The following is a 25,232-nucleotide window of genomic DNA, read 5'->3' as shown; positions in this document are numbered from 1 at the left end:
ATGCGAAGCACGATGGGCTCGATGCCACTCTCGGTCGCGATGATGCTGCGCCGCGCCGCCGCCACCGGACCGTACGGCCGGCTCGTCGGGATGACCGCCGCCGGCCGCGCCGGGCGGACCTGGCCGGAGCTGGCCCGCCGGGCGCGCCAGGTGGCCGCCGCCCTGCCGGGGTTGCGCGTGGCACCCGGCGACCGGGTCGGCACGTTCGCCTGGAACAGCCTGCGGCACCTGGAACTCTGCTACGGCGTGCCGATGGCCGGCGCCGTCCTGCAGCCGCTCAACGTCCGGCTCTTCGCCGACCAGATCGCGTGGATCGCCGCGCACGCCGGGGACACGGTCGTTTTCGTGGAGGCGTCCCTCACCACACGGCTGGCCGAGATCCGCCCGAAGCTGCCCGGTGTGCGGCGGTACGTCGTACTCCCCGACGGGACGCCGCCGCATCCCGACTTCGCCGACGCCGTCGACTACGAGGAGCTGATCGCCGGTATGCCGGACGACGAGCCGGCCGAGGTGGACGAGTGGGCGGCGGCCTGCCTCTGCTACACCGGCGGCACGACCGGCCGTCCCAAGGGCGTGGTCTATTCGCACCGGTCGCTGACGCTGCATGCGATGAGCGGCCTCTTTGCCGACTCCTTCGCGATCCGGGAACGCGACGTCCTGCTGCCGCTGACCCCGCTGTTCCATGCCACGGCGTGGGGCATGCCGTACTCGGCCGCGCTCGCCGGCGCCAGCCTCGTGCTGGCCGGGCCGGACACCAGTCCGCAGGCGGTGCTCCGGCTGCTCCGCGAGGAGCGGGTGACCGTGGCCGCCGGGGTGCCCACGTTCTGGCTGGCGGTCGACCAGTTGGCACCCGCCGGCGACGATCTCGGCACGCTGGAGCGGATCCTCTGCGGCGGGTCGGCGATCCCGGCGGAGCTGATCCAGCGCTACCACCGGCGCGGCGTGCAGATGCAGCAGGGCTGGGGCATGACCGAGATGTCGCCGTCGGGGAGCCTGACCGTGGTGCGCGGTCACCTGGCGGGTCGACCGGAGGCGGAGCGGCTGGCGCTGCACGCGACACAGGGCTTCGCCACGGCCGGGGTGGAGCTGCGCGTCGTCGCGCCGACCGGCGAGGTGCTGCCGCACGACGGCGTCTCCGCCGGTGAGATCGAGGCGCGCGGGCCGTGGGTCGCGTCGGCCTACCACCGCCCGGAGGACGACGCCAACGACAGCCGGTTCCGGGACGGCTGGCTCCGCACCGGCGACGTCGGGACGATCGACCCGGACGGATACCTGCACCTGCTCGACCGGGCCAAGGACCTCGTCAAGTCCGGCGGCGAGTGGATCAGCTCGATCGAGCTGGAGAACCATCTGATGGACCACGAGGCGGTGGCGCAGGCCATGGTCATCGCGGTGCCGCATCCGGTGTGGGGGGAGCGGCCGGCGGCACTCGTCGTGGCCTGCGCCGAGGTCGACGCCGAGACGCTGCGGGCACACCTGCGCACGCGGGTGGCGAGCTGGTGGGTGCCGGACGTCGTCGAGTTCGTGGCCGACCTGCCCGCCACGGCCACCGGGAAGTTCGACAAGAAGCGTGCCCGCGAACTCTGGCAGGACAGGTTGGCAGCTCTGACATCGAGCGGAGGAATGACGTGACCGGAGTGCTGGACGGTCGGGTGGCGGTCATCACCGGCGCCGCGCGGGGAATCGGACAGGCGACGGCGGTGCTGCTCGCCGAACACGGCGCCCGGGTCGTGGCGAGCGACCTCGACGCCGGGACGCTCAAACAGACGCTCGACCTGCTCGACGGGCGGGGCACGGCCGTCGCCGCCGACCTGACCGACCCGGCGACGCCGCCGCAGATCGTGGCCAGGGCGATCGAGGAGTACGGCCGGCTCGACATCGTGGTGAACAACGCCGGCTACACCTGGGACGGCATCTTCCACAAGATGAGTGACGACCAGCTGACGGCGATGCTCGACATCCACCTGATGGCGCCGTTCCGGCTGCTGCGCGCCGCCGCGCCGGTGCTGCGGAAGGCCGCCAAACGCGACGCCGCGCAGGGGCGGGAGATCTTCCGCAAGGTGGTCAACGTCGTCTCCATCTCCGGCACCATGGGCAACGTCGGTCAGGCCAACTACTCGGCCGCCAAGTCCGCACTCGTCGGCCTCACCAAGACGCTGGCCAAGGAGTGGGGGCCGCTACGGATCAACGTGAACGCGGTGGCGTTCGGCTTCGTGGAGACCCGGTTGACCGCGGAGCCGGCCGAGGCGGGCACCGTCGAGCGCGGCGAACAGAGGATTCCGCTCGGCATCCCGGCCCGGGTGCGGGCCGAGGCCGCCGCCCGGATTCCGCTCGGCCGCCCGGCCACGCCCGCCGAGGCGGCCGGCGGCATATTCCTGCTCTGCACGCCGTGGTCGAACTTCGTCCACGGACAGGTGATCACCGTCGCCGGCGGCCAGGCCGAGGGGATGAGCTTCTGACATGCGGCTCGCCACGATCCGGGTCGACGGCGGCACCCGGGCCGCCCGGGTGCACGACGACCACCTGACACTGCTGGCCGCCCCCGACGTCGGCGCGCTGCTGGCCGACCCGTCCTGGCCCGACGCGATCGGCACCGGACGGCTCCCGGCGACCGGCACCGGACGGCTCCCGCTGGAGAGCGCCGACTACGCGCCGCTGGTGCCGAACCCGTCGAAGATCCTCTGCGTCGGGCTCAACTACCGGGGCCACATCCTGGAGATGGGGCGCGACCTGCCGTCCGTACCGACGCTGTTCGCGAAGTTCGCCGCCAGCCTGGTCGGGGCGCGCGACCGGCTGGTCCTGCCGGCGGTCAGCGACCAGGTCGACTGGGAGGCCGAACTGGCCGTCCTCGTGGGCCGGCCGATCCGCCGGGCCACCGCCACCGAGGCGTCGACCGCGATCGCCGGTTACAGCGTGCTCAACGACGTCTCCATGCGCGACTGGCAGTGGCGGACGAGCCAGTGGCTGCAGGGCAAGACGTTCGAGGCGAGTACGCCGCTCGGGCCCTGGCTCAGCACCCCGGACGAGGTCGGGGACGCCGCCGACCTGGAGGTGCGCTGCGAGGTCGACGGCGTAATGGTGCAGCGGGCCCGCACGAGCGACCTGCTCTTCCGGCCGGCGGAGGTGCTGGCGTACGTCAGCCGGTTCATCACTCTCGTCCCCGGTGACGTCGTGGCCACCGGCACCCCGGCGGGGGTGGGGGCGGGCCGCGAGCCGAAGACCTTCCTCCGGCCGGGGCAGGTGCTGCGCACCGCCATCGAAGGGCTGGGCGAGTGCGTCAACGAGTGCGTGCGGGAGGCGGAGTGAACGCGGCGGAGGTCCGGGGGCGCAACCAGGCCCTCGACGACCTGATCGCCGACACCATGGAGCTGCTCGACCCGGCCCGGCTGCACGAGTTGGAGCGCAAGCCGGCCGGACAGGAGGCGTGGAGCGCGGCAATGGTCCTCGCCCACCTCGGCGAGTTCCCGTGCTTCTTCGCCGGTGAGCTGCGGCGGTTCCTCGCCGACCCGGCGGCGCCGGTGGGGCGTACCCACGAGCACCCGGAGCGGCTCGCCGCGGTGGCCGCCGCGCGCGGCCGATCGTACGAAGAGCTGCGCGCCGGAGTGACGTCGGCCGCCGCAGAGCTGGCGGTGGCACTGCGCGAGCTCGACGACCACCATCTGGCGATGACGACGAACAACCGCAGGTACGGCCCGGAGCCGCTGACCGCCTTCCTGGACCGGTACGTCATCGGGCACAAGCAGCAGCACGCCGACCAGCTCGCCCCGTTCCGCAAGGAGGTCCCTTGAAGTTGTCGAACGTGGCGATCCCCACCGGCCTGGCCTGGTCGTCGCCGTTCTGCCGCTGGCAGGGGGCCCTCGCCGGGATGTCCAGCGTGGACCTTGCCGTCGACGTGACGAACCGGGCGCTCGCCGCGCGAGGCTTCGACGTCACCGAGATCGGTCACGTGGCGTTCGGCACCACCGTCCCGCAGCCCACCTCGTTCTACGGCGTCACCACCGTCACCCCCCGTCTCGGGTTGGCCGGCGTGACCGGTCCGACGATCGCCCAGGCCTGTGCCACGTCGGCGGCGGTGGTGCAGGCGGCGGCCGTACAGGTCGAGCTGGATGCCCACCGTACGGTGCTGGCGTTGACCACCGACCGCACGAGCAACGGCCCGCTGATGGTGTGGTCGGCGCAGGACACGCCCGGCGCGGCACCACGCACCGAGCACTGGGTGCTGGAACCGATGACGCGCGACCCGAACACCAACGGGTCCATGCTGGACACCGCGGAAAACGTCGCCGCCGACGAGGGCTACACCCGGGCGGAGATCGACGAGGTGACGCTGCTCCGCCACGAGCAGTACGGTGCGGCCCGATCGGGTCGGCGGGACTACCTGGTCGAGGTGCATGTGCCCGGGCGCCGGGGCAGGCGCGTCGTCGCCGACGACGCCGGCATGCACGAGACCACCGCCGCAGGGCTGGCGAAACTCTCCCCGGTCCGGCCCGGCGGCGTGGTCACGTACGGATCGCAGACGCATCCCGGTGACGGCACCGCCGGACTCGTGCTCTGCACCGTCGACCGGGCACGCGAGCTGGGTGACGGTGGCATGACCCGGATTCTCGCGGTGGCGTTCGCCCGCACGGACCGGGCCCGGATGCCGAAGGCGCCGGTACCGGCGGCCCGCGCCGCCCTCGCCGACGCCGGCCTCGACATCAGTGGCATCGACGTGGTCACCACGCACAACCCGTTCGCGGTCAACGACATCTACTTCGCCCGGCAGACCGGGTTCCCGCTGGATCGGATGAACCCGTACGGATGCAGCCTCGTCTACGGACATCCGCAGGGGCCGACCGGCATGCGTGCGGTCGCCGAGCTGATAGCGGCGCTCCGCGCCCGTGGCGGCGGGCGCGGGCTCTTCACCGGGTGCGCGGCCGGGGACACCGCCGGTGCCGTCGTGGTGGAGGTGACCGACTGATGTCCCCCTTCGACGAGTCCGTGGTGGGTCGGTGGAGCGGCGAGCGCTGGTTCGATGTCACCGCCGAGGGCGTCGCCGCGTACGCCGAGGCCGTGGGCGGCCCCTCCCCGGTCTACGCGGTCGTCCCGGCGATGGATCTGGTGTTCGCGGTCGCCGAGACCGCGGCCCCGGCCGAGCTGCGGACCCGGGTGGTGCACGGTCAACAGGACCTGTTCTTCCACCGCCCGCTGCCGGTCGGCGACAAGGTGGCGGTCCGCGCCGCCCTCGCCGGCCTGCACGGCAAGCGCAGCGGCACGGCCGCCACCATCCGGGTGCAGACCCGCGACGCCGACGGCGAGCTGCTCAACGAGCAGTACGTCACCGAGTTCTACCGGGGCGTCCCGACCGACCTGGATCTCGGCACACCGGCCCCGACGCTGCCGGCCGATCCGCCGGCCGGCGAGCCGGCCCGCACCGCCGCCCACCCGCTCCCCGCCGACCTGGCTCGCCGGTACGCCGACGCGTCCGGCGACCACAACCCGATTCACCTGGACGAGGGGGCCGCCCGGGCGGCCGGGCTGCCCGGGGTCATCGTGCACGGCCTGGCCAGCCTCGCCATCGCCAGCCTCACCGTGCTGCCCGCCGGATCCGGTGTCTCGCGGCTGAGCTGCCGCTTCACCCGGCCGATCGCCCCAGGTGACATGCTTCGCACCCGGGTCTGGACGCACGAGGGCGGCTACCGGTTCGAGTGCCTCGACCGGGCCGGGGCCACGGTGCTCGGCGCCGGTCTGGTCGAGGTCTGAGACGCTACCGGCAGCGGGCAGGCCGGGGGCGCTCCGGCCCGCCCGCCCCGGTGGCCCGAGAACCGAGCCGATCGGCGATCAGCGGGATGGGTCAGCTGGCGGCGCAACCGGGGGTCATGCCGGAGCCACTGCCGCTGCCCTGGAAGCCGAACTCGGTGGTCTGGCCGGAGCCCAGCCGGCCGTTGTAGCTGACGTTGCTGAACTGGACGGTTCCGGTGTTGCCGCTGCGGTTGGCGTTCCAGGCGTTGGTGACGCTCGCGCCCCCGGGCAGGGTCATCGTCACGGTCCAACCGTTGGTGCCCGACGACCCGGCGGTGACCCGTACCGTGGCGACGAAGCCACCGTTCCACTGGTTCAGCGACACCGTGGCGGTGCAGCCGGCGCTACCCGGTGGCGGCGTGGTCGGAGTGACCGGCGGCGTGGTCGGAGTGACCGGCGGCGTGGTCGGAGTGACCGGCGGCGTGGTCGGAGTGACCGGCGGCGTGGTCGGAGTGGCCGGCGGCGTGGTGGGTGGCGTCGAGCGGTCCAGGCCGAAGAACTGGATCGCGACCCGCGCCATCCCGCTGGACGGCAGGCTGTGCCCGGCGCCCTGGATGGCGTACGCCTCGACCTGGGTGCCGAAGCGGCGACGGTTCCAGTTGGCCTGCGGGGTGTCGGTGGACGTCGGCGTCTGGCTCAGCCCGTGCACGTTGGTCCACTGGTCGATCGACTCCTGCAGCAGCGAGTACGGCACGAGGGTGTCGTTGGTGCCGTGCCAGAGCTGCACCGGCGGGCGAGTGCCGGTGTAGCCGGGATAGGCCGCCCGGACCATGTCGCCCCACTCCTGCGGGGTCCGGTTCATGGAGCCGTTGGTGCACGGCCCGCCGGGCGGGTAGGCGGCCGCGTTGGCGAAGCAGTTGAAGGGCACGCCCATGAAGGACGCGCCCGCCTTGAACAGATCGGGGTAGACCGCGAGCATGTGCTGGGTCATCATGCCGCCGGACGAACTGCCGGTGGCGTAGACCCGGTTGATGTCACCACCGTGCTGCGTCCGGGCGTAGTTCACCATCGACTCGATGGAGACCGGGTCACTACCGCCGCCGCGCCGCTTGGACGCGTCCGACCAGGTGTCGAAGCAGTTGCCGAAGCCGGCCTGCTGGGTGGCGGTCGGGTAGATGACGATGAAACCGTACTGGTTCGACAGCGAGGCGAACTCGCTGCCCGAGTAGAAGCCCGGACCCGAGCCACCGCAGCCGTGCATGGCGACCACGACCGGCGGGTTGGCGGGCCGGTTGTCCGGCACGTAGATGTGCATCCGCATGTTGCCCGGATTGTTGCCGAAGTTCGTCACCTCGACCAGTGACGCGGCGGACGCCGGCTGCGAAACGGCGACGAGACCGGCCGCGACGAGCAGGGCGCAGGCGAGCCCGACCAGCGTGTTCCTGATTCGCGTCATGACACCTCCATCGATGAGCGTTTATTGATTACATTAGGCATCTCGCTGACGACCGTCAATGCAATGCCCAACATGAGCCCGCGCGGCGGCACCTATCCTGATCAGATGACGACCGTCAGCGAACGAACCCGGCCACATCGGGACACCGAACCGGAGCAGGTGTCCGCCGTACGCCCGCAGACCCTCCTGCTCACCCTCCTGGGCAGCGCCGTACTCGGCCGGGACGTCGCGATCTTCTCGGGCAGTTACGCGGCGGTGATGGCCCGGATGGGCGTCTCCGAGCACGCGACCCGGTCCACCCTCAGTCGCATGGTCAACCGGAACCTGCTGGTCCGGCACCGCCGGGGCCGCAAGGTGTACCTCGGCCTGACCACCCGCGGCGCCGCCGTGCTGCGGGAGGGCGAGGAGCGGATGTGGCGGGCGGGCGCGGTCAACCAGGACACCGACGGGCGCTGGACCCTGCTCGGTTTTTCGCTGCCCGAGACCCGCCGCGACGAGCGCCACCTGCTGCGCTCGCGCCTGCGGTGGGCCGGTTTCGGGCTGCTGCGCAGCGGCATGTGGATCGCACCCGGCACGGTCGACGTCGGCGCGCTCCTGACCGATCTGCGGCTCAGCGACCACCTGGTGGTGTTCCGGGCCGAGCCGGCCGAGCCGGCCGCGATGAGCCAGGTGGTACGCGACGCCTACGACCTGCCCGCCATCGCCGGCCGCTACCACCAGTTCCTACGGCGGTGGGACACTCCCCGGCCCCTGCTGGACGCCCCCGACGACCTCGCCCGCCACCTGTGGCTGCTCAGCGAGTGGCTGTTACTGCTCCGGGACGACCCGCGCATCCCGCTGCGGTACCTTCCCCCGGACTGGCCCGCGGTGGCCGCCCAGGAGATCTTCCACCGAACCCACGAGCGGCTGCGCCCGGAGGCGCGGCGGATCGCCGAGGCCGAGATCGACACCATCGAAATGGTGCCGAGCGACATCGGGGATCCGCCGGACGGATCCGGGCGGTAGCGACAACCACGATCGATCTCCTCAGCACGAGAAGAGCGAGCGCGTGCCGCCGGCGGGCCCGGCCTTGCACCGGGCCCGCCGTTCCGACTCGACCCGATCCGACAGGACCCTCCGCCGGACCTGGTCACGCGACTAGCGCTGGAGGGTCAGCAGTCCGGGGCGGTAGGGCAGGAGGCCGTAGTCGCCGCCGGAGTTCGGGGAACGCCCCTGGTAGAGCAGTCGCAGGTTACAGGGATCGACGGTCATGGTCTGGTCGGCACTGCTGCGGATCAACTCACCGTGACTGATGTCGTTGGTCCAGGTCGCACCACTGTTGGCCCTACCGGCGAACGGATTGCTCTCCGACGTGGCCTGCGGCGTCCACGTACCACCCAGACTGGTCGCGGTGAACGAACGGAAGTACCGGCCCTGCGAACCGATCGCCTCGACCAGCATCAGGTACCGGTTCTGCCCCTGCAACCGGTAGACCTGCACCCCCTCGAACAGGTTGTTCGTCGAATCGGTCATGATCGTCGTGTAGGCCGAGCCGAAACTACCCGGGAAGTTCCCGATCGGCATGCTCGCCCGGTAGATCCGACCGTTGTCCCCGGCGAAGAAGAGATACATGTTCGTACTGTCACCGATCAGCGCCTGATCGATCGGCCCCGTGCTGGAGTTGGAGATACTCCCGGTGAACAGCGTCTGGTGCGCCGACCAACTGTTCACGTTGGCCGGATCGGTCGAGGTCCGGTACGAAAACGCCGGCCCGCCCCACTGGTAGGCCAACACCCACACGTTACGCGGCGCGAAGTAGAACAACGACGGCGCGACAGCGGAGAACGGCATCGCGTTCTGACTCGCCGACCCCATCTCCGACCAGTTCGTGAACAGACCGAAGTTCATCGAACCCCACGACGTACCCGTGTCGTGCGTCGTCGCGTACACCAACTGCCGACCGTTGTAGGGAGCATGGGTGAAATCCTTCAACGACACCCACCCCGACCTCGGCTGCGCCAACACACCCGTCGACGACCAACGATACGACGACGGAAGATCACACGTGCCGGCCGGGGGCGGCGTCGGCGGTGTGGTGGGGGTGCCGCCGCCGTCGACGCGGACGAGCTGCCACTGCTGGTTGGCGCCGTTCCAGTCGTCGTACTGCACGACGTTGCCCCCGTCGGCGGTCGAGGCGCCCTGCACCTCCACCACCTTGTTGCTGTTCCGGTTGATCAACCGGACGTAGCCACCGTCGGAGTCGGCCAACCGGAACTGCTGATTGGTCCCGTTACCGTCCGCCCACTGCACGATGCTCGCACCGTTCGCGGTCGAAAAATTGTAGACGTCCAGCACCTTGCCGGACAGCCGCGACTTCACCCGGTAGTAGCCACCACCGGAGTCGACGAACTGCCACTGCTGCTGACTACCGTTGTTCCGCGCCCACTGCACGATCCGCGCACCATCATTCGTGGCCAGGTTGTACACGTCCAACGCCTTGCCACTGTTCCGGTTGACCAGCACATACCACGCGTTCGTGTCCACCGTCGCCGCCGCGGCCGGCGACGACACCACCGCCACACCGGCAGCCCCGACCACCACGGCCGTCAGACCGACGGCGGCGACCCGCGGCAACCACCCACGCAATGGCCGCGCGGTCGGTGAAGACCTACCAAAGGCAAACATGACCCTCCTCCAATGACCAGGAGCCGAACCGTCCTACCCGGGATGGGTTGGTCGGCCATGACCGTCGCCAAGGCACCGGCACGCCGAGCTCTCCTCCCGGGCGCAGGAACCGAGCGATGTGATCGCTAACATGAACGGCTGCAATGCCTCACGGTCATCAGGTGAGACATGGGAGAGCCGCTCAGGCGGATGTACGGCATATTGCCAGACTGTTTCGAGGTAATCAAGAGGCGGACATCGATACGAGAGCCGGCGCGAGCGTCCGGAGGACCGACGGCCGACGAACTCGGGTTAACCCGACTTTGCACGACGGTGACCGATAACGCGTTTGCCGAAGAAAACCGGGCCGATAACCGGAAGAATCTCACCACGAGTTTTTGTTATGGGCGCCGGCATCGCACGGTCGCGACGCATCTCCGGTGGCGTGCGTGCGGACTATCCGTCCAGCGCGGGCCGGGTCCGGAACGACGCGTCGGCGCGGAAGCCCAGGCTGCCGTTCGACCGGTCCACCCACAACTCCAGGTTCCGGTGGCGCAGGAACCATCCGGGGTAATTGGACGACTCCAGCGACACCGAGTCCGGTGTCACCCCGGCACGCACGCAGAACGTAGCGTCGCCACGAAACAGTTGGCTGCCCTCGTCACCGTTCACCCGAAGCCGCCAGGACGAATGGCGTAGATAACGTCCGTCCTCGGCACGGAACGACACACAGTTGCGGTCGGCCAACCCGGGTAGCGCCTCGAATGTCGCCCGCCGGCGGGTCGTCGCGTCGCTGCCGGCGTCGACCCGGTCCAGTACTCCGAGATTGCCGGCCGCCGTGACGAACAGTCCCACCCGGTTGACCGATTCCAACGACACGCCGCCGGATGGAAGCGGCCGCGGTGCCCCGCTCGACGACGCCGCCCTGGTCGGGGTCGGCTGGCTCGGGGAGAGCGTGCTCGTGCGGGCTGTCGAGGTCGGCAGGACGATGGCCCAGGATGCCGGCGGCGCCGACGTCGGCGCGGCGACGGCCGCAGGTGGCCGTGGCTCCGGGGTCGGCCAGGTCGCCGTGGTGACCGTGGCGCCGGCGACGACCGTACCGGCGGCGACGGCCGCGACGACGGGATGCGTCCCGATCACCTGGCCGAGCTGACCGAGGAGACCGGCTTTGAGGCTCGCGCCGACGGCTCCGGATCCACCGGCACCGCCCGCATTCGCAAGGACCGCCGTGGACGCGGCGCCAAGGGTACTTCCCAGCGCGTTCTTGCCGGTCAGCGACGCCGCCAACGCCATGGGAACGGGGATCAGCGCGAGGCCCGCGAGCAGGCGTTCGGGCGGGACAAGGCCGTCGGCGTGGCGGAGGCAGACCGGGCAGGACCGGGTGTGCCGGCTGATGCGTTTACGCCACACCGGGCTCGGTCGGCCGTCCCAGCCGACCAGCACGGTGGCGAGACGATCGCAGCGGGGCCTGGCCTCCAACGCGGCCACGAGTGCCCGGCCGAGGGCGAGTTGGTGGCGCATCCGCTGGACGCGCACGTTCGCGTGGGCGACTCCGACGCCCAGCGACGCGGCCAGCTCCGCCCTGCTCAGCCTGCCGGCATTCTCCAGCCACCACAGCGACAGCAGCGCCCGGTCCGCCGGTTCGAGCCAGCGACTGGCCCGAACCACCTGTCGACGCTGGTCGGACAGGTCCATGCGCAGCAACGTCAGATCCTCGAAGTCCGCGCCGGCATCCGGCTCAGCGGACACCTCCTCCAGGGGTACGACACGGTCGGCGGCAACCTGCTGCCGTTGCAGTTGCGTGCTGACCTGGCGCAGGGTGATCGCCACCAACCAGGGCCGGAAGCTCTCCGGCGTACGCAGCATCCGCAGCTCCCGCAGGGCACGCAGCATGGCCTCCTGCACGACGTCGTCAACGTCCGGATGGCCGCTCAGCGCCCGACGCGCGATGGTGTACACCATCGGCAGGTACGCCACGGTGAGCTCGTCGATCGCCTGCCGGTCGCCGGACTGTGCCGCGACGACCCGGCTCGTCTCACGAGTGGAGGTGGCTCGCATGTCCTATCGCTGTCGCTGGGCCCGGAGGGCGGTGGTTCGGGAATCGCTCACCCGGCGAGGGGCCGCCGCGCGGGATGCGGACACCCCGCAAGCGGCATGTCGAGGCATCGTACGTCGGCAATATAATCCCCGGATGCGTACCGCTCCCGAGCATCCACGGCTGGCCGACGTCCGATCCGGGCATGGCTGAACCGCAGACCGGCACCGCCTCGCCCAGCCCGTTCGGCAACGCGTCCCGCGACAGGTTCGTCCTCTCCCGGCGATACGCAGCGGGCACCGGTGGGGTACGCGGTCTGCTGATCACCGTCCTCGGCGACTACGTGAGGCCGGCCAGGCAGGCCGCACCGACATCGGCCTTCATCAACGTCCTGGGCCGTCTCGGGGTTGCGGAGCCGGCCTGCCGGCAGGCCCTGGTCCGCGCCTCGGCGGACGGTTGGCTCGTCCCCATGAGGGACGGCCGCTACACCTGGTGGCGACTGAGCCCGGCGTTCGAACACTTCCTCGACCTCGGTGCGGGTCGGATCCTCGGCTTCACCGCCAGCCAGCCCGACTGGGACCGTCGATGGTTGATGGTGCTGGCCCGGGTGCCGGAGCGCGACAGGGCCGCCCGGCACCTGCTGCACACGCGCCTCGGCTGGGCGGGTTTCGGTCGACCGGCCCCCGGGGTCTGGATCAGCACCCACACCAATCGGGTCAAGGAGGCCGAACTCATCCTCCAGGACGCCGGTGCGCACGAGCGGGCGCAGATCTTCCTCGCCGAGCATCTCGGCGGTGTGGACCTGCCCAACCTGGTACGCCAGGCGTGGGATCTCGACAGCATCGAGCGCGCGTACGAGTCGTTCATCGCCGAGTTCAGTCGCCAGCCCTCCGCCGATCCCGTCGTCCGGCTCACCCGACTCGTGCACGCGTGGCGACGCCTGCCGCTGATCGACCCCGCACTCCCCGAAGAACTGCTGCCCGAGCGCTGGAGCGGCACCCGCGCGGCACGCCTCTTCCACCGCCAACACGCTCGATGGGAACCGGCCGCCACCCGGGAGTGGGGGCGCGTCAGTCGACAGGCCGCCTGACGCAGGAAGCCGTTCCTCTCCCCCACTCCTGATCATGCCGGGACCAGCCGTCCCGGACCCGTCGCAGAGCTGCCGGCGACGGTGGGCATCGGGACCGGCAGTGATGTCGATGGCCGCGATGAAGGAACAATCGTGCGGATTGCGCACTGATCAGTCCAGCCACCATATCCGCACGACGAGGCGCACGCCATAGCACCTGGGCTCGACGGATCAGCAGCTGCCATCTCCCCTCGCCTTCCGGTGGACCCCGTCGGTGATCGAAGATCGTTCGCATTGCGAACAGACGTGCCTATTGCGTCCATGGATCAATTGTGCCCATACTCATTCGCCGACGTCAATCAATACAGGGGCCGAGAGGTTTCGGCTCCGACGACGGCAGCACGCCCGCTCGTTCGACGTTCGCGTTGACTGCCGTAACACAGGTGTCCTACAGTTTGCAGCCAGCGACGTTCATCGATCGACTCGTCGAGGAGGTCCGGGACTTCCGACAAGGACGTCAACGCTCACGGCGTCGAACCGCTACACACCCACCAACCGTCACCGAAGCAAGCAGTTGAGGGAGGGGCCATGCGCCTATCTCGGTTCCGTCTGTTCGTCGCGGCCATGGTGCCGCTGGCGGTCGCCGCCACCGTCGGCGCGGTCTCGACGACCGCGGCATCTGCCGCCGCCGGCTGCCGGGTCAGCTATCAGGTCGGTTCCCAGTGGCCGGGGGGTTTCACCGGCAACGTCAATGTCACCAACCTGGGTGACCCGCTCTCCGGTTGGACACTGACCTGGTCCTTCGGCGCCGGTCAGCAGGTGACCCAGGCGTGGAACGCCACGGTCAGCCAGAGCGGGGCGCAGGTCACCGCCCGCAACGTCAGCTGGAACGGCAACCTCGCCACCAACGGCAGCACGAGCTTCGGGTTCAACGGCTCGTGGAACAACAACAGCAATCCGGCGCCGACCAACTTCGCGCTCAACGGCACGGCCTGCAACGGCACCACCCAGCCGACGACCGGGCCGAACCCCACGCCCACCACTCCACGCCCAACCACGCCACCCCCGACCACGCCACCCCCGACCACGCCACCCGGGACGGGCGGCCCCAACTCGATGGGCTTCATCGGCTGCTCGATGGCCGAGAACGTCTCACAGGGGTACCGCGCCATCGGTGGTCAGCGCATGTGGGGGCCGTACGGCACAGGCGGCGCGGTCGTACAGTCGTGGACCGACACCAACTCCGCCTCCTGGCAGAGCTTCGACCGGCAGGCGGCCCAGTACGGCCGACCGACGGCCGTCTGGGTGCAGATCTGCATCTTCGCCCAGAACGGCGTGACCTACAACGAGGTCCGGCAGCTCATCGCCAACGCGCGCCAGCACGCGGCCCCCGGAGCGACGATCTACATCTCCGGCCAGCCGCTCTACGACGCCGGCCAGACGTGTTTCCTGGCCGGCAGCGGCGGTCCGGAGCTGACGGACAGCATGGCACGACAGGCGGGCGCCGATTCCGCGCAGAACGTGACCTACGTCGGCACGTTCCGCCTCCGCAGCGGCGAGGTCTCCGACGGCTGCCACGCCAACGCCGCCGGCCAGCAGTCGCTCGGTCGACAGGCCACGGGCTACTGGGGCTAACTGCTCGCGATCCGGGTCGCCCGAGCCGGGGTCCTCCGGTCGGGCGACCCGATCGCGTCGGTGGCTACCCTCGAAGTGCCAGTTCTGTGACGGGGAGGTTGACTACCGAAAGAACTTCGTCATCCGACCCCAACCTGCTCCAGCCGTGAGCCGCCGTCCGCCCGAAGGGCCGACCGGGGCACGAGTCAGGTCCAGGGCAGCCCGACGTAGTTCTCCGCGAGGGTCGTCGCCGCAGCCGGCGAACCGACGACATATTCCAGTTGTGAGCGCTGCAGCCGCTGCTCGAACGCGTCGTGTCCCGGAAAGCGGTGCAGCATCGACGTCATCCACCAGGAGAAGTGCTGCACCCGCCAGACCCGGCGCAGGCACGTCGCCGAGTACCCGTCCAGCGACGTCTCGCTCCCGGTCCGGTACCAGTCGGCGACCGCCTCGGCCAGGACGTACACATCGTGGACGGCGAGGTTGAGGCCCTTCGCGCCAGTTGGTGGCACGATGTGCGCGGCGTCCCCGGCGAGGAAGAGCCGGCCGTACCGCATCGGTTCGCAGACGAAGCTGCGCATCGGGGTGATGCTCTTCTCCAGGATCGGGCCATCGCCGAGCGACCAGCCACCGTGTGCCAGCCGGATGCCGAGCTCGTCCCAGATCCGCCGGTCCGACCAGTCGGCCAGATCCTCGCGCGGGTCGACCTGGAGGTAGAGGCGACTGATCGTCGGCGAGCGGAGGCTCGCCAGCGCGAATCCCCGGTCGTGGTGCGCGTAGATCAACTCGTCGGCCGACGGCGGGACGGCGGCGAGGATCCCGAGCCAGCCGAACGGATACTCGCGCTCCAGCAGCTGGCGTACCGACCGGGGCAGGACGTCACGGCACACCCCGTGGAACCCGTCGCAGCCGGCGACGATGTCGCAGACCAGCTCCTCGCGGCGGCCGTCGACGGTGAACGTGACCCGTGGCGTGGCGGTGTCGACGCCAGACACCGTCACGTCGTCGGCATCGAAGTGGACCCGGCCACCGGTGGCGAGCCGGGCCACGGTGAGGTCCCGGACGACGTGCTGCTGCCCGTAGATGGTAATTGCCCGTCCGCCGGTCAGGTCGCTCATCGGGACCCGGTGCGCCACCCCGTCGAAGAGCAGCTCGATCCCACGGTGCACCAGGCCCTCGCGGTCGAGCCGGTCGGAGACGCCGACCTCGCGCAGCAGGTCCACCGTGCCCTGCTCCAGGACCCCGGCCCGGACCCGCTGCTCCACGTACTCGCGGCTGCGGCGTTCCACGACGACCGAGTCGATGCCGCTGCGGTGCAGGAGGTGGGACAACATCAGTCCGGCGGGTCCCGCCCCCACGATCGCCACCTGGGTACGCACTGCTTCCTCGCCCCTCCCTCGGGTATAGGTCTCGTCCGCCGCCCGCCGCCGCTGCCCGCGCACCGGCCGGGATGCGCAGGGTCATGCCTCTCCCGGCTCTTCGCGCAGCACCCGGGCGGCAACGCCGTACGCCGCGTTCGCGGCCGGCACTCCGCAGTAGACGGCGCACTGCAGCAACACCTCCTTGATCTCGCCCGGGGTGAGGCCGTTGCGCAGCGCCGCCCGGACGTGCATCGCCAGCTCACCGAGGTGGCCGTGCGCGACCAGCGCGGTCAGCGTCACGCAGCTGCGGGTACGCCGGTCGAGCCCGGGACGGGTCCAGATCTCGCCCCAGGCGTACCGGGTGATCAGATCCTGGAAGTCGGCGGTGAACCCGTCGGTCTCGGCCACCGCCCGGTCCACGTGCGCGTCGCCGAGCACCTCCCGCCGGACTGCCATCCCCCGGGCGTACCGCTCGTTCATCGCTCCTCCAGAAGGTGTTCGGCGAGTAGCACGCTCACCTGCCCCGGCTGCTCGACGCTGGCGAGGTGCGCGGCGCGGTCCAGGACCGCCAGCCGTGCACCGGGCACGGCCGCGGCGATGAGCCGGGCGTGCCGGGGCGGGGTGGCCGGATCCTCGGCGCCGACGACCACCAGGGTGGGCGCAGTGATCCCTGGCAGCAGCGGTCGCAGGTCCATCGCGGCGATCGCCTCGCAGCAGGCCGCATACCCCTCGGCTCCGACTGCGGCCAGGTCGGCGACGAGCGGCGCCACCACCTCGGGATGGCGGTCGACGAAGCCGGGGGTGAACCAGCGGCCGAGCAGGGCATCGGTCAGGCTCGCCGTACCGTGCGCCCGGACCTGGGCAGCCCGGTTGAGCCAGCCACCAGCCGGCGGCAGGTACGCGGCCGTGCCGAGCAGCGCGAGCCGGTCGATCCGCTCGGGCCGGTGGGCGGCCAGCCACATCCCCACCATGCCGCCGAGCGACAGGCCCGCGTAGTGCACCCGATCCAGCTCCAGGTGGTCGAGGAGGTCGGTCACGTCGGCCCCGAGGTCGGCGATGTCGTACGGCCCGGACGGCGCCGGTGAGTGGCCGTGCCCACGGTGGTCGAACGCCACCACCCGCATCCGCCGGGACAGTTCGGCCACCTGGGGGCGCCACATCGCCCGGGTGGTGCCGAGCGACGAGCCGAGGAGCAGCACCGGAGCGCCGGCCGGCCCGGTCACCTCATGGGCGAGCGGCACGGTACGCCTCCAGTGCCCGATCGACGAGCTGCCCGGCCGCTTCCGGCGGGTCAGCCACGGCCCCGCCTGCGGTCTCGGCGACGGACCGCATCCGATCGGGGTCCACCCGCAGCGAGTCGGTCACCGCCCTGGCGTGCCAGGCCGCCGCGGCGGTCAGCCGTAGCAGGGCGGTGACGGTCGGCCACTCGGCCTGCCACCGGCCGGCGGAGCGTTGCAGCTCGACCGGCTGGCAGGCCAGGACGGTGGCGACCAGTCCGGGAGCCTGCTGCGCGCAGGCGACCACCAGGGTGGAGCGGGCGGGATTGCGCTTGTGCGGCATTGCCGAGGAAGCGCCGGGGCTACCCTCGGTCACCTCGGCGATCTCGTTCTGCCCGAGCAGGACCACTCCGGTGGCAATCGTGCCGAGCGCGCCGCAGACGGCGCCGAGCGCCGCGGCGAGGTCGACGACGGGGCCGCGCCGGGTGTGCCAGGGCAGCGCCGGCACCGGGAGCCCGAGGATCTCGCCGAACGTCTTGGCCATCCGGGGGCCGTCGGTGCCGAGGCTGTCGTGGGCGCCGACCGCGCCGCCGTACTGCAGGGGCAGCCGGCCGCCGGCCCGGACCAGTCCGCCCGCCGCCTCTGCCAGACCGGCCAGCCAGCCCGCACAGACCAGGCCGAAACTGGTCGGCACCGCCTGCTGGAGCAGGGTCCGGCCGATCTGGACGGTGTCGCGGTGCCGGTCGGCGAGCTCGGCGAGCCGGTCGCCAGCGGCCCACAGGTCGTCGAGGATCGCACCGGCACAGCAGCGGGCCACCAGCACCAGCGCCGTGTCCATGACGTCCTGGCTGGTCGCACCGAAATGTACGAAGCGGCGGACAGGCTCGGGAACCCGGGCCCGCAGCTCCGCCACCAGCGGCACGACCGGCGAGGCCGAGGCGACCGCCCGCCGGCCCAGCTCGGCGGCGTCGAACCGCTCCGGCGCGCAGGCGGCCTCGATCTCGGCCGCGTACCCGGGTGGGACAAGGCCGACGGCCGCACCGGCGCGAGCCAGCGCGGCCTCGACCCGGAGCAGCTCCCGCAGCCAGGCGGCGGCGTCGGTGGCCGCAAGGCTCGCCGGGGTGGCGAACATCGACTCAAACATGGGTCGGCTCAGACATGGGTCGGCTCAGACATGGGTCGGCTCAGACATCGAAGAACACGGTCTCAGACTCGCCGCGCAGCACGATGTCGAAGACGTACCCGCCGGGTGCGGCGATGGCGATCAGAGTGGCGCGGCGGGCCGCGTCGGGCAGGCCGGCGAGGACCGGATCGGTGTCGTTGGCCGCCTCGTCGGGGAAGTACAGCCGGGTCACCAGCCGGTCGAGCAGCCCCCGGCCGAAGACGGAGACGTTGATGTGCGGAGCCTCGGTCCGGCCGTCCGGGGCGGGCAGCAGGCCGGGTTTGACGGTGTGGATGCGGTAGAGGCCGCGCTCGTCGGTGGGGCAGCGACCGAAGCCGCGGAAGCCGTACACCGGGCCGCGTGGGTCGTCCGGATGCGGGAACCGGCCGTTCCGGTCCGCCTGCCAGGTCTCGATCAGGGCGTCCGGCACCGGCTCGCCGGCGCCGTCGGTGACCCGGCCGCTGATCAGAATCGCGCCCGGGGTCGCCGGTGGTACCACCTCCGGCCCGTCCGGCCACGGCAGGCCGATATGCAGGAACGGCCCTACGGTCTGCGACGGGGTCAGCTCACTCCGCATGCGGTTCCTCCGTCGGCGTCGCCGCGCTGCCGCGCAGCACGATGTCGAACTCGTAGCCGAGGGCCCAGTGCGGCACCGTGGCGTCCAGGTCGAACCGGGAGATCAGCCGCTGCCGCGCCTTCTCGTCCGGGATGGAGCCCGCGACCGGATCGTGTGGGAAGAGCGGGTCGTCCGGGAAGTACATCTGGGTGACGAGGCGCTGGGTGAACGCGCGGCCGAAGAGCGAGAAGTGGATGTGCGCCGGCCGCCAGGCGTTGTGATGGTTGCCCCAGGGATAGGCGCCCGGCCGGACCGTCAGGAAGCGGTAGCGGCCCGCGCTGTCGGTGAGCGCCCGGCCCACGCCGGTGAAGTTCGGGTCCAGCGGTGCCGGCCAGGTGTCCCGGGCGTGCCGGTAGCGACCAGCGGCGTTCGCCTGCCAGATCTCGACCAGGGTGTGCGGCAGCGGGCGGCCGTCACCGTCCAGTACCCGGCCGTGCACGACGATCCGCTGGCCCTGCGGCTCGCCGCCGGGTGCGGCAGTGAGGTCGGCGTCGGTCTCGGTCACCCGGCCCTCGCCGAGCAGCGGGCCGGTCACCTCGGTCAGGTTCTGCGGCAGCAGCACCGGCGGCCGGGTGGGCGCGCGCAGCAGGGTGGAGCGGTAGCCGGGACTCTCCAGCGGTGGGTGCACGCCACGGGGCGCTCGTACGCGGGCAGGTGCAGCGAGGTCATCGGGCGATTCCTTCCAGCACGACGGCGAGCCCCTGGTTGACGCCGATGCAGATGGCGGCCGGTCCGTGGCCGCCACCCCGGTGGCGCGACTGCCGGGCCAGCGCACCGAGGATCCGGGCGATCGAGGCACCCAGCGGGTGGCCGATGGCGATCGCCCCGCCGTCGGGGTCGACGAGCTCCGGGTCGAACTCCGGCTCCGGCCTGCAGCCCGTGGTGGACGGCGCCCGGCCGATCGCGGTCGGGGTGCGGAGGGCGTCGAGGACGTAGACGTCGGGGAGGCTCATGCCGGCGTCCGATCGAGGTCCGGTCGGGCGTCAGGCGTCCCGACCGCCGCTGCTGACCCGGACGGTGCACAGGCACCGCGCTTGGCGGCCTGAATCTGCTCGTAGACGTGGGTACGCAGTGCCGTGAATCGTGGGTCGGCCCGGGTGTGCAGCTGGTCACGCTCGTCCGGCAGGTCGATGGTGAGCTGCTTCTGCACGACGGTCGGCGAGGAGGAGAGGATCAGCACCCGCTGTCCCAGATAGACCGCCTCGTCGATGTCGTGGGTGACGAAGAGGACCGTCACCCGCAGCTCGTGCCAGAGGTCACGGATCAGGTCCTCCAGCTCCGCACGGGTCTGTGCGTCGACGGCGGCGAACGGCTCGTCCATCAACAGCACGCTCGGCTCGTACGCGACCGCCCGCGCGATCGCGACCCGCTGCTGCATCCCCCCGGACAACTGCCACGGGTACGCCCGGTGCGCGTCGGCGAGCCCGACCGCGTCCAGGGCGTCGCGCACCAGTTTCCGGCGGCGCGCCCTGGAGAGCTTCTTCTGCCGCAGCGGCAACTCCACGTTGTCGTGCACGCTCATCCACGGGAACAGGCTGCGGCCGTACTCCTGGAAGACCACGGCCAGCCCCGGCGGCGGTCCGGTGACCGGGCGGCCGTCGACCAGCACCTCGCCGGCGGTGGGGGTGAGCAGGCCGGCGACGCACTTGAGCAGAGTCGTCTTGCCACAGCCGGAGGGACCGACCAGGCAGGCCAGCTCGCCGGCGTCGAGTGCGAAGGTGAGGTCGCGCACCGCCTCCACCCGGCGCCCGTGGCCGTCGTAGACCTTCCGCACTCCTCGAACGTCAAGCATGGGTTTCCCTTCCCGACGATGCCGGCCGCTCCGGGACGGCTCGCCGTTCACGACGACCGGTGCGTGCGCCGCAGCCCGTGGTACCAGGCGAGCGCCCGAGCCTCGACCGCCCGGAAGACGAGCGAGAGGGTGAAGCCCAGCAGGCCCAGCAGCAGTATGCCGCTCCACATCTCCGGGATGGCGAAGCTGCGCTGGAACTGCACCACCGCGAAGCCGAGCCCGTTGCTGGCCGCGAACATCTCGCTGATCACCATCAGGATGATGCCGATGGAGAGGGCCTGCCGGGCGCCGGTGAAGATCTGCGGGCTCGCCGAGCGGAGCACCAGGTGACGCAGTCGGCCGGCACCCCGGATGCCGTACGCGCGGGTCGCCTCGGCCAGCACGCCGTCGACCGCGCGCACGCCCTCCACGGTGTTCAGCAGGATCGGCCAGACGCAGCCGGAGACGATGACCAGTACCTTCATCCCGTCGCCGATGCCGGCGAAGAGCATGATGACCGGCACCAGCACCGGTGGCGGGATGGCCCGCAGGAACTCCAGCACCGGTTCGGCCGCGGCGCGCACCCGGCGGTAGGAGCCGATCACGACGCCGGCGGCGACCCCGAGCAGCAGCGCGAGCAGATAACCGGCGGCGAGCCGGGCCACGCTGGGCAGCACGTCGTCGGTGAGCCGCTGACCCGTCCAGACCTCGCCGAAGGTGCCGAGGATGTCGCGCAGCGGCGGGAAGTAGAAGTTCTCGCTGCCGGCGGTGGCCAGCCACCAGGCGGCGAAGAGCACTGCCGGCAGCCCGACCGCCAGCCCGACCTGGCGAAGCATCCGGGTCACAGTGCGACCTCCCCACGGACGGACTGGTGCCAGGAGAGCAGGCGCCGCTCCACCAGCCGGGCACCCACGTTGATCAGCACGCCGAGCAGGCCGGTGACCACCACCAGCGCGTACATCGCCGGCACCGCGTTGGAGGTCTGGGCGACGGCGATCCGGGAACCCAGCCCCGGCGATCCGATGATCAGCTCGGCGGTGACGGCGAGGACCAGCGCCACCGCCGCGGCCAGCCGCACGCCGGTCATCACGTACGGCAGCGCGGTCGGCCACATCACGTGCCGGATCCGCGCCCACCGGCCGAGGCCGTACGCCCGGGCGGTCTCGTCCGCGACCGGGTCGACGTCCTGCACGCCGTAGAGCACCTGGATGAGCACCTGCCAGAAGGAGGCGTAGACCACCAGCAGCAGCGTCGAGCGCAGGTCGGTGCCATACAGCAGCACGGCCAGCGGGATCAGCGCCACCGAGGGGATAGGGCGGAGGAACTCGATCGACGAGGCGGTGATGGCGCGCAGGTGGGGAACCATGGAGACGAGTACTCCCACCGCGATTCCCGCCCCGGTCGCGATGGCCAGGCCGAGGATCCAGCCGGTGAGGGTGTCGACGACGGCGGTCCAGAACGCCGGCTCCCTTACCTCGACCGCGAGCGCCGCCGCGATCCGGCTGGTGGGTGGCAGGTAGTCCGCAGCGACGATCCCGACCCGGGGCAGCACCTCCAGCAGGCCGAAGAAGACGAGCAGTCCGGCGAGGCCGTAGCCGACGGGATCACCGCCGGACCGGCGCCGAGGCGGGCTCGCACCGCCAGCGACGGTCATGGTGCCGGGGACGGTGGCGGCCGGCGCCGCACCGTCCCCCGCGGGGTCGGACGAGGTCATGGGAGCAGCTTGTCCAGGTCGACCGGGCCCTCGAACAGGCCGTCCTGCTCGCCGAACTTGACCAGGGTCTCCAGGGAGTCGCGGTTGTAGTCGGCGGGCCACTTCGGCAGGGTCAGTGCCGCCACGGTGGCCGCGTCGATCTGGGTGTAGGTGGTGATGACGTTCCGCACCTCGTCCGGGTGGCTGTCCGCGTACGCCAGCGACTCGCGCATCGCCTCGACAAACCGGTTCACCAGGTCGGGATTCTCCTGGATCAGTTTGGTCGAGGTGAAGTAGACCGCCACGGTGAGGTCGGGCGCGACATCCACGAAGTTGGAGGCGATCACTCGGCCGCCCTTGGCCCTGACCGCGGCCAGCGACGGTTCGACGACCCACGCGGCGTCGACCTGACCCGCCTCGAGGGCGGCCGGCATCTGCGGGAAGCCGATCTCGACGAACTGCACGGTGCTCGGGTCGCCACCGGCCTTGCGCACCGACTCCCGGACAGAGGTGTCGCCGATGTTCTTGAGCGTGTTTACCGCTACCTTCCTGCCGGCGAGGTCCTTGGCCGACTGGATCGGACTGTCGCCCCGGACCACGATGCCGCCAAAGTCTTCGCCGGGCTGCCCGGTCGAGGCGACCCCGTTGGCCACCACCTTGACGGGCACGTTACGGGCCTGTGCCACCATCAGCGATGTCGCGTTGCTGAAGCCGAACTGGAACTGGCCGCTGAGCACACCCGGCACGATCGCCGCGCCGCCCTGCCCCGTCTCGAGGGTCAGCTCGATGTCGCGGTTGCTGAAGAAGCCCTTCTCCTTGCCGAGGTAGATGGGTGCCACGTCGACGATCGGGATGACCCCGACGGTGACGTCGGCCGGACCGCCGTTGCCTGCCGTACCGTTCGACGGGTCCGAGGACCCGCAGCCCGCGGCCGCGACCACGAGGGTCGTGGCGACCGCGAGCCCGGTGATGAGACGACGCATGAACCCTCCTAGATGAGCCCAGGCCACCGTGCTTGCTGCGCACGATCGTTCTCACAGAGAACGTACGGGCCGTCCCGGATTTGGTCAACGACTCATGTCCAAGTCGTTACAGCCGTCGCACGCAGTGCGTCTACTGGCCTAGTCGGGAGTTTGACGGTCGCCGACCGCTGGCCGTACTGTCGCTAAGCAGCGAACTAGTGTTCATATGGCGCACAGAGGAGCCCTGGATGGGGGAAATCGCGAGCCTGCGTGATGCCGTCGCGGCCCTGGTGCACGACGGCGACCTCGTGGCGTTGGAAGGATTCACCCATCTTATTCCGGTCGCGGCCGGCCACGAGATCATCCGCCAGCGTCGCCGGAACCTCACCCTGGTACGAATGACGCCCGACATCGTCTACGACCAGATGATCGGCGCCGGCTGCGCCGAAAAACTGATCTTCTCCTGGGCCGGGAACCCCGGGGTGGGATCGCTGCACCGGTTCCGCGACGCCGTGCAGAACGGCTGGCCGGCACCGCTGGAGATCGAGGAACACAGCCACGCCGGCATGGCCAACCGGTACGTCGCCGGCGCCTCCGGCCTGCCCTTCGCGGTGCTGCGCGGATACTCCGGCACCGACCTCGTCGGTCTCACCGAGACAATCAAGCCGATCACCTGCCCGTTCACCGGTGAGACCCTGACCGCCGTACCCGCGCTGAACCCGGATGTCGGCATCGTGCACGCCCAGCGGGCGGACCGCTCCGGCAACGTGCAGTTCTGGGGCATCACCGGAGTACAGAAGGAGGTGGTCCTCGCCTCCGCCCGCTCGCTGGTGACCGTGGAGCGGATCGTCGACCGGCTGGAGGAGCGGCCGGGCGCCGTCGTCCTTCCACACTGGGCGGTGACCATGGTGGCCGAGGCGCCGGGCGGCGCCCACCCCTCCTACGCCCATGACCACAGCGACCGGGACAACGACTTCTACGTCGCCTGGGACGGCATCAGCCGGGATCGCGAGACGTTCCGGCGCTGGCTCGACGAAACCGTCCTCGGCGCGGCCGAGGTGGATGGAGGCACGCCACGATGACCCTGGACATCCCCGCCCAGATCTCCTCGCCGACCTCGCCCTGGACCGGCGAGGAGATGATGGTCGTCGCGGCCGCCCGGGCGTTGCGCGACGGCGCCCGCTGCTTCGTCGGGATCGGCCGGCCCAGCGTCGCGGCCAACCTGGCACGCCGCACCCACGCACCCAACCTGGTGCTGGTTTACGAATCCGGCACCATCGGCTCGAAACCCACCCACCTGCCGCTGTCGATCGGTGACGGTGTGCTGGCCGAGACCGCCGACGCCGTGGTCTCGGTACCGGAGATGTTCAACTACTGGCTCCAGCCGGGCCGGATCGACGTCGGCTTCCTCGGCGCGGCGCAGATCGACCGCTACGGCAACATCAACACCACGGTCATCGGCGCCGACTACCACCGGCCGAGCGTGCGGCTCCCCGGCGCCGGCGGCGCGCCCGAGATCGCCGCCTCGTGCCGCGAGGTCTTCGTCGTCGCCCGGCACGACCGGCGCACCTTCGTCGAGCGCGTCGACTTCATCACCTCGGTCGGCTACGGCCAGGGTCCTGGCGACCGGGAACGGCTCAACCTCCGCGGACGCGGGCCGGTGCGTGTGATCACCGACCTCGGGGTGCTGGAGCCCGACCCGGTCACCCGCGAGCTGACCCTCACCCAGCTCCACGAGGGCGTACGTGTCGACCAGGCGCGCGCGGAGACCGGCTGGCCGCTGCGGGTCACCGACCCGCCGCAGACCATCCCGACGCCCACCCCGGCCGAGCTCGCGGCCCTGCGGGACCTGCGGTCGGCACCCGGACCCGGCGCCGACCACCGCCGAGAGTAGGAAGCGGAGAGCCGCAGG

The 25,232-nt window shown here is 71.1% G+C and carries 24 protein-coding genes and 1 pseudogene; 11 read left to right on the top strand and 14 right to left on the bottom strand.

Annotation, left to right across the window (positions count from 1 at the left end):
- The 6 genes from ACN28C_RS18790 to ACN28C_RS18765 are packed head-to-tail and all read left to right on the top strand — an operon-like array spanning position 1 to position 5,742.
- Positions 1–1,632 carry a long-chain-fatty-acid--CoA ligase gene (locus ACN28C_RS18790; protein WP_422768844.1) on the top strand — a complete coding sequence of 544 codons (1,632 nt, stop codon included), beginning with the start codon at positions 1–3 and terminating at the stop codon, positions 1,630–1,632.
- Positions 1,629–2,459 (top strand): SDR family NAD(P)-dependent oxidoreductase, encoded by an 831-nt coding sequence (locus tag ACN28C_RS18785; RefSeq protein WP_422768843.1) that lies wholly within the window; start codon positions 1,629–1,631, stop codon positions 2,457–2,459. The genes ACN28C_RS18790 and ACN28C_RS18785 overlap by 4 nt, the downstream gene beginning before the upstream one ends.
- Before the next feature lies 1 nt (position 2,460).
- On the top strand, positions 2,461–3,306 hold the full coding sequence (locus ACN28C_RS18780) for a fumarylacetoacetate hydrolase family protein (RefSeq protein WP_422768842.1): 846 nt from the start codon (positions 2,461–2,463) through the stop codon (positions 3,304–3,306).
- The gene (locus ACN28C_RS18775; protein ID WP_422768841.1) at positions 3,303–3,788 is read left to right on the top strand and encodes a maleylpyruvate isomerase N-terminal domain-containing protein; all 486 of its coding nucleotides are present in this window, start codon (positions 3,303–3,305) and stop codon (positions 3,786–3,788) included. The genes ACN28C_RS18780 and ACN28C_RS18775 overlap by 4 nt, the downstream gene beginning before the upstream one ends.
- Entirely contained in the window at positions 3,785–4,960 is a 1,176-nt protein-coding gene (locus ACN28C_RS18770; protein WP_422768840.1) for a thiolase family protein, read from the top strand. Before ACN28C_RS18775 ends, ACN28C_RS18770 begins: the two co-directional genes overlap by 4 nt.
- The gene (locus ACN28C_RS18765) at positions 4,960–5,742 is read left to right on the top strand and encodes a MaoC/PaaZ C-terminal domain-containing protein (RefSeq protein WP_422768839.1); all 783 of its coding nucleotides are present in this window, start codon (positions 4,960–4,962) and stop codon (positions 5,740–5,742) included. The genes ACN28C_RS18770 and ACN28C_RS18765 overlap by 1 nt, the downstream gene beginning before the upstream one ends.
- Positions 5,743–5,833: 91 nt before the next feature.
- Here the strand turns inward: ACN28C_RS18765 and ACN28C_RS18760 are convergent, their stop codons facing one another.
- Positions 5,834–7,177, bottom strand: coding sequence for a PHB depolymerase family esterase (locus ACN28C_RS18760; RefSeq protein WP_422768838.1), 1,344 nt, complete (start codon positions 7,175–7,177; stop codon positions 5,834–5,836).
- A gap of 105 nt (positions 7,178–7,282) precedes the next feature.
- Here ACN28C_RS18760 and ACN28C_RS18755 point away from each other — a divergent pair, with 105 nt between their 5' ends.
- The gene (locus ACN28C_RS18755) at positions 7,283–8,182 is read left to right on the top strand and encodes a PaaX family transcriptional regulator C-terminal domain-containing protein (protein WP_422768837.1); all 900 of its coding nucleotides are present in this window, start codon (positions 7,283–7,285) and stop codon (positions 8,180–8,182) included.
- A gap of 132 nt (positions 8,183–8,314) precedes the next feature.
- Here ACN28C_RS18755 and ACN28C_RS18750 read toward each other — a convergent pair whose 3' ends face one another.
- Entirely contained in the window at positions 8,315–9,841 is a 1,527-nt protein-coding gene (locus ACN28C_RS18750) for a non-reducing end alpha-L-arabinofuranosidase family hydrolase (RefSeq protein ID WP_422768836.1), read from the bottom strand.
- A 435-nt stretch (positions 9,842–10,276) separates the two neighbouring features.
- Complete coding sequence (locus ACN28C_RS18745; RefSeq protein WP_422768835.1) at positions 10,277–11,878, bottom strand: sigma-70 family RNA polymerase sigma factor; 1,602 nt, start codon at positions 11,876–11,878, stop codon at positions 10,277–10,279.
- A gap of 182 nt (positions 11,879–12,060) precedes the next feature.
- Here ACN28C_RS18745 and ACN28C_RS18740 point away from each other — a divergent pair, with 182 nt between their 5' ends.
- Complete coding sequence (locus tag ACN28C_RS18740; RefSeq protein WP_422768834.1) at positions 12,061–12,945, top strand: PaaX family transcriptional regulator C-terminal domain-containing protein; 885 nt, start codon at positions 12,061–12,063, stop codon at positions 12,943–12,945.
- A gap of 567 nt (positions 12,946–13,512) precedes the next feature.
- Complete coding sequence (locus tag ACN28C_RS18735; RefSeq protein WP_422768833.1) at positions 13,513–14,559, top strand: cellulose-binding domain-containing protein; 1,047 nt, start codon at positions 13,513–13,515, stop codon at positions 14,557–14,559.
- Positions 14,560–14,744: 185 nt separating this feature from the next.
- Here ACN28C_RS18735 and pobA read toward each other — a convergent pair whose 3' ends face one another.
- The 11 genes and pseudogenes from pobA to ACN28C_RS18680 form a co-directional block, all read right to left on the bottom strand.
- On the bottom strand, positions 14,745–15,917 hold the full coding sequence (gene pobA / locus ACN28C_RS18730) for a 4-hydroxybenzoate 3-monooxygenase (protein ID WP_422768832.1): 1,173 nt from the start codon (positions 15,915–15,917) through the stop codon (positions 14,745–14,747).
- Between the two features lie 81 nt (positions 15,918–15,998).
- Entirely contained in the window at positions 15,999–16,379 is a 381-nt protein-coding gene (gene pcaC / locus ACN28C_RS18725) for a 4-carboxymuconolactone decarboxylase (protein ID WP_422768831.1), read from the bottom strand.
- Entirely contained in the window at positions 16,376–17,140 is a 765-nt protein-coding gene (gene pcaD / locus ACN28C_RS18720; protein ID WP_422768830.1) for a 3-oxoadipate enol-lactonase, read from the bottom strand. The genes pcaC and pcaD overlap by 4 nt, the downstream gene beginning before the upstream one ends.
- On the bottom strand, positions 17,124–18,248 hold the full coding sequence (locus ACN28C_RS18715; protein ID WP_422768829.1) for a lyase family protein: 1,125 nt from the start codon (positions 18,246–18,248) through the stop codon (positions 17,124–17,126). Before ACN28C_RS18715 ends, pcaD begins: the two co-directional genes overlap by 17 nt.
- A 52-nt stretch (positions 18,249–18,300) precedes the next feature.
- A complete protein-coding gene (gene pcaG / locus ACN28C_RS18710; RefSeq protein ID WP_422768828.1) occupies positions 18,301–18,855 on the bottom strand; it encodes a protocatechuate 3,4-dioxygenase subunit alpha in 555 nt (184 codons plus the stop codon).
- Positions 18,845–19,528: pseudogene (gene pcaH, locus ACN28C_RS18705) on the bottom strand (protocatechuate 3,4-dioxygenase subunit beta); the annotation flags it as partial. The pseudogene pcaH and the gene pcaG, both read right to left, overlap by 11 nt.
- 31 nt (positions 19,529–19,559) lie before the next feature.
- Positions 19,560–19,847 (bottom strand): hypothetical protein, encoded by a 288-nt coding sequence (locus ACN28C_RS18700; protein ID WP_422768827.1) that lies wholly within the window; start codon positions 19,845–19,847, stop codon positions 19,560–19,562.
- Complete coding sequence (locus ACN28C_RS18695; protein ID WP_422768826.1) at positions 19,844–20,686, bottom strand: ABC transporter ATP-binding protein; 843 nt, start codon at positions 20,684–20,686, stop codon at positions 19,844–19,846. The genes ACN28C_RS18700 and ACN28C_RS18695 overlap by 4 nt, the downstream gene beginning before the upstream one ends.
- Positions 20,687–20,733: 47 nt before the next feature.
- Positions 20,734–21,501, bottom strand: a complete 768-nt coding sequence (locus tag ACN28C_RS18690) for an ABC transporter permease (RefSeq protein ID WP_422774732.1) — start codon at positions 21,499–21,501, stop codon at positions 20,734–20,736.
- 5 nt (positions 21,502–21,506) lie between these two features.
- Positions 21,507–22,379: an ABC transporter permease gene (locus ACN28C_RS18685; protein WP_422768825.1), complete on the bottom strand. Its 873-nt coding sequence runs from the start codon at positions 22,377–22,379 to the stop codon at positions 21,507–21,509.
- Positions 22,376–23,341 carry an ABC transporter substrate-binding protein gene (locus tag ACN28C_RS18680; protein WP_422768824.1) on the bottom strand — a complete coding sequence of 322 codons (966 nt, stop codon included), beginning with the start codon at positions 23,339–23,341 and terminating at the stop codon, positions 22,376–22,378. The genes ACN28C_RS18685 and ACN28C_RS18680 overlap by 4 nt, the downstream gene beginning before the upstream one ends.
- A 227-nt stretch (positions 23,342–23,568) precedes the next feature.
- On the opposite strand from ACN28C_RS18680, the gene ACN28C_RS18675 reads away from it, so the two are divergent.
- Entirely contained in the window at positions 23,569–24,402 is an 834-nt protein-coding gene (locus ACN28C_RS18675) for a CoA transferase subunit A (protein ID WP_422768823.1), read from the top strand.
- Complete coding sequence (locus tag ACN28C_RS18670) at positions 24,399–25,214, top strand: CoA-transferase subunit beta (protein WP_422768822.1); 816 nt, start codon at positions 24,399–24,401, stop codon at positions 25,212–25,214. The genes ACN28C_RS18675 and ACN28C_RS18670 overlap by 4 nt, the downstream gene beginning before the upstream one ends.
- The last annotated feature ends 18 nt before the right edge of the window (positions 25,215–25,232 follow it).

Origin of the sequence: Plantactinospora sp. WMMC1484, assembly GCF_049315195.1 — a bacterium.
Taxonomy (GTDB): Bacteria; Actinomycetota; Actinomycetes; order Mycobacteriales; family Micromonosporaceae; genus Plantactinospora.
Note: the sequence above shows the minus strand (reverse complement) of the source record. Positions and strands in the feature narration are given on the sequence as shown.

Coding starts and splice junctions, on each gene's coding strand:
- ACN28C_RS18700 (WP_422768827.1), bottom strand. CDS start 19,847: ATGAGCCTCCCCGACGTCTACGTCCTCGACGCCCTCCGCACCCCGACC.
- ACN28C_RS18790 (WP_422768844.1), top strand. CDS start 1: ATGCGAAGCACGATGGGCTCGATGCCACTCTCGGTCGCGATGATGCTG.
- ACN28C_RS18695 (WP_422768826.1), bottom strand. CDS start 20,686: ATGCTTGACGTTCGAGGAGTGCGGAAGGTCTACGACGGCCACGGGCGC.
- ACN28C_RS18750 (WP_422768836.1), bottom strand. CDS start 9,841: ATGTTTGCCTTTGGTAGGTCTTCACCGACCGCGCGGCCATTGCGTGGG.
- ACN28C_RS18755 (WP_422768837.1), top strand. CDS start 7,283: ATGACGACCGTCAGCGAACGAACCCGGCCACATCGGGACACCGAACCG.
- ACN28C_RS18735 (WP_422768833.1), top strand. CDS start 13,513: ATGCGCCTATCTCGGTTCCGTCTGTTCGTCGCGGCCATGGTGCCGCTG.
- ACN28C_RS18685 (WP_422768825.1), bottom strand. CDS start 22,379: ATGACCTCGTCCGACCCCGCGGGGGACGGTGCGGCGCCGGCCGCCACC.
- pcaG (WP_422768828.1), bottom strand. CDS start 18,855: ATGCGGAGTGAGCTGACCCCGTCGCAGACCGTAGGGCCGTTCCTGCAT.
- ACN28C_RS18780 (WP_422768842.1), top strand. CDS start 2,461: ATGCGGCTCGCCACGATCCGGGTCGACGGCGGCACCCGGGCCGCCCGG.
- pcaC (WP_422768831.1), bottom strand. CDS start 16,379: ATGAACGAGCGGTACGCCCGGGGGATGGCAGTCCGGCGGGAGGTGCTC.
- ACN28C_RS18760 (WP_422768838.1), bottom strand. CDS start 7,177: ATGACGCGAATCAGGAACACGCTGGTCGGGCTCGCCTGCGCCCTGCTC.
- ACN28C_RS18765 (WP_422768839.1), top strand. CDS start 4,960: ATGTCCCCCTTCGACGAGTCCGTGGTGGGTCGGTGGAGCGGCGAGCGC.
- ACN28C_RS18680 (WP_422768824.1), bottom strand. CDS start 23,341: ATGCGTCGTCTCATCACCGGGCTCGCGGTCGCCACGACCCTCGTGGTC.
- ACN28C_RS18745 (WP_422768835.1), bottom strand. CDS start 11,878: ATGCGAGCCACCTCCACTCGTGAGACGAGCCGGGTCGTCGCGGCACAG.
- ACN28C_RS18715 (WP_422768829.1), bottom strand. CDS start 18,248: ATGTTCGCCACCCCGGCGAGCCTTGCGGCCACCGACGCCGCCGCCTGG.
- ACN28C_RS18670 (WP_422768822.1), top strand. CDS start 24,399: ATGACCCTGGACATCCCCGCCCAGATCTCCTCGCCGACCTCGCCCTGG.
- ACN28C_RS18740 (WP_422768834.1), top strand. CDS start 12,061: ATGGCTGAACCGCAGACCGGCACCGCCTCGCCCAGCCCGTTCGGCAAC.
- ACN28C_RS18675 (WP_422768823.1), top strand. CDS start 23,569: ATGGGGGAAATCGCGAGCCTGCGTGATGCCGTCGCGGCCCTGGTGCAC.
- ACN28C_RS18690 (WP_422774732.1), bottom strand. CDS start 21,501: ATGCTTCGCCAGGTCGGGCTGGCGGTCGGGCTGCCGGCAGTGCTCTTC.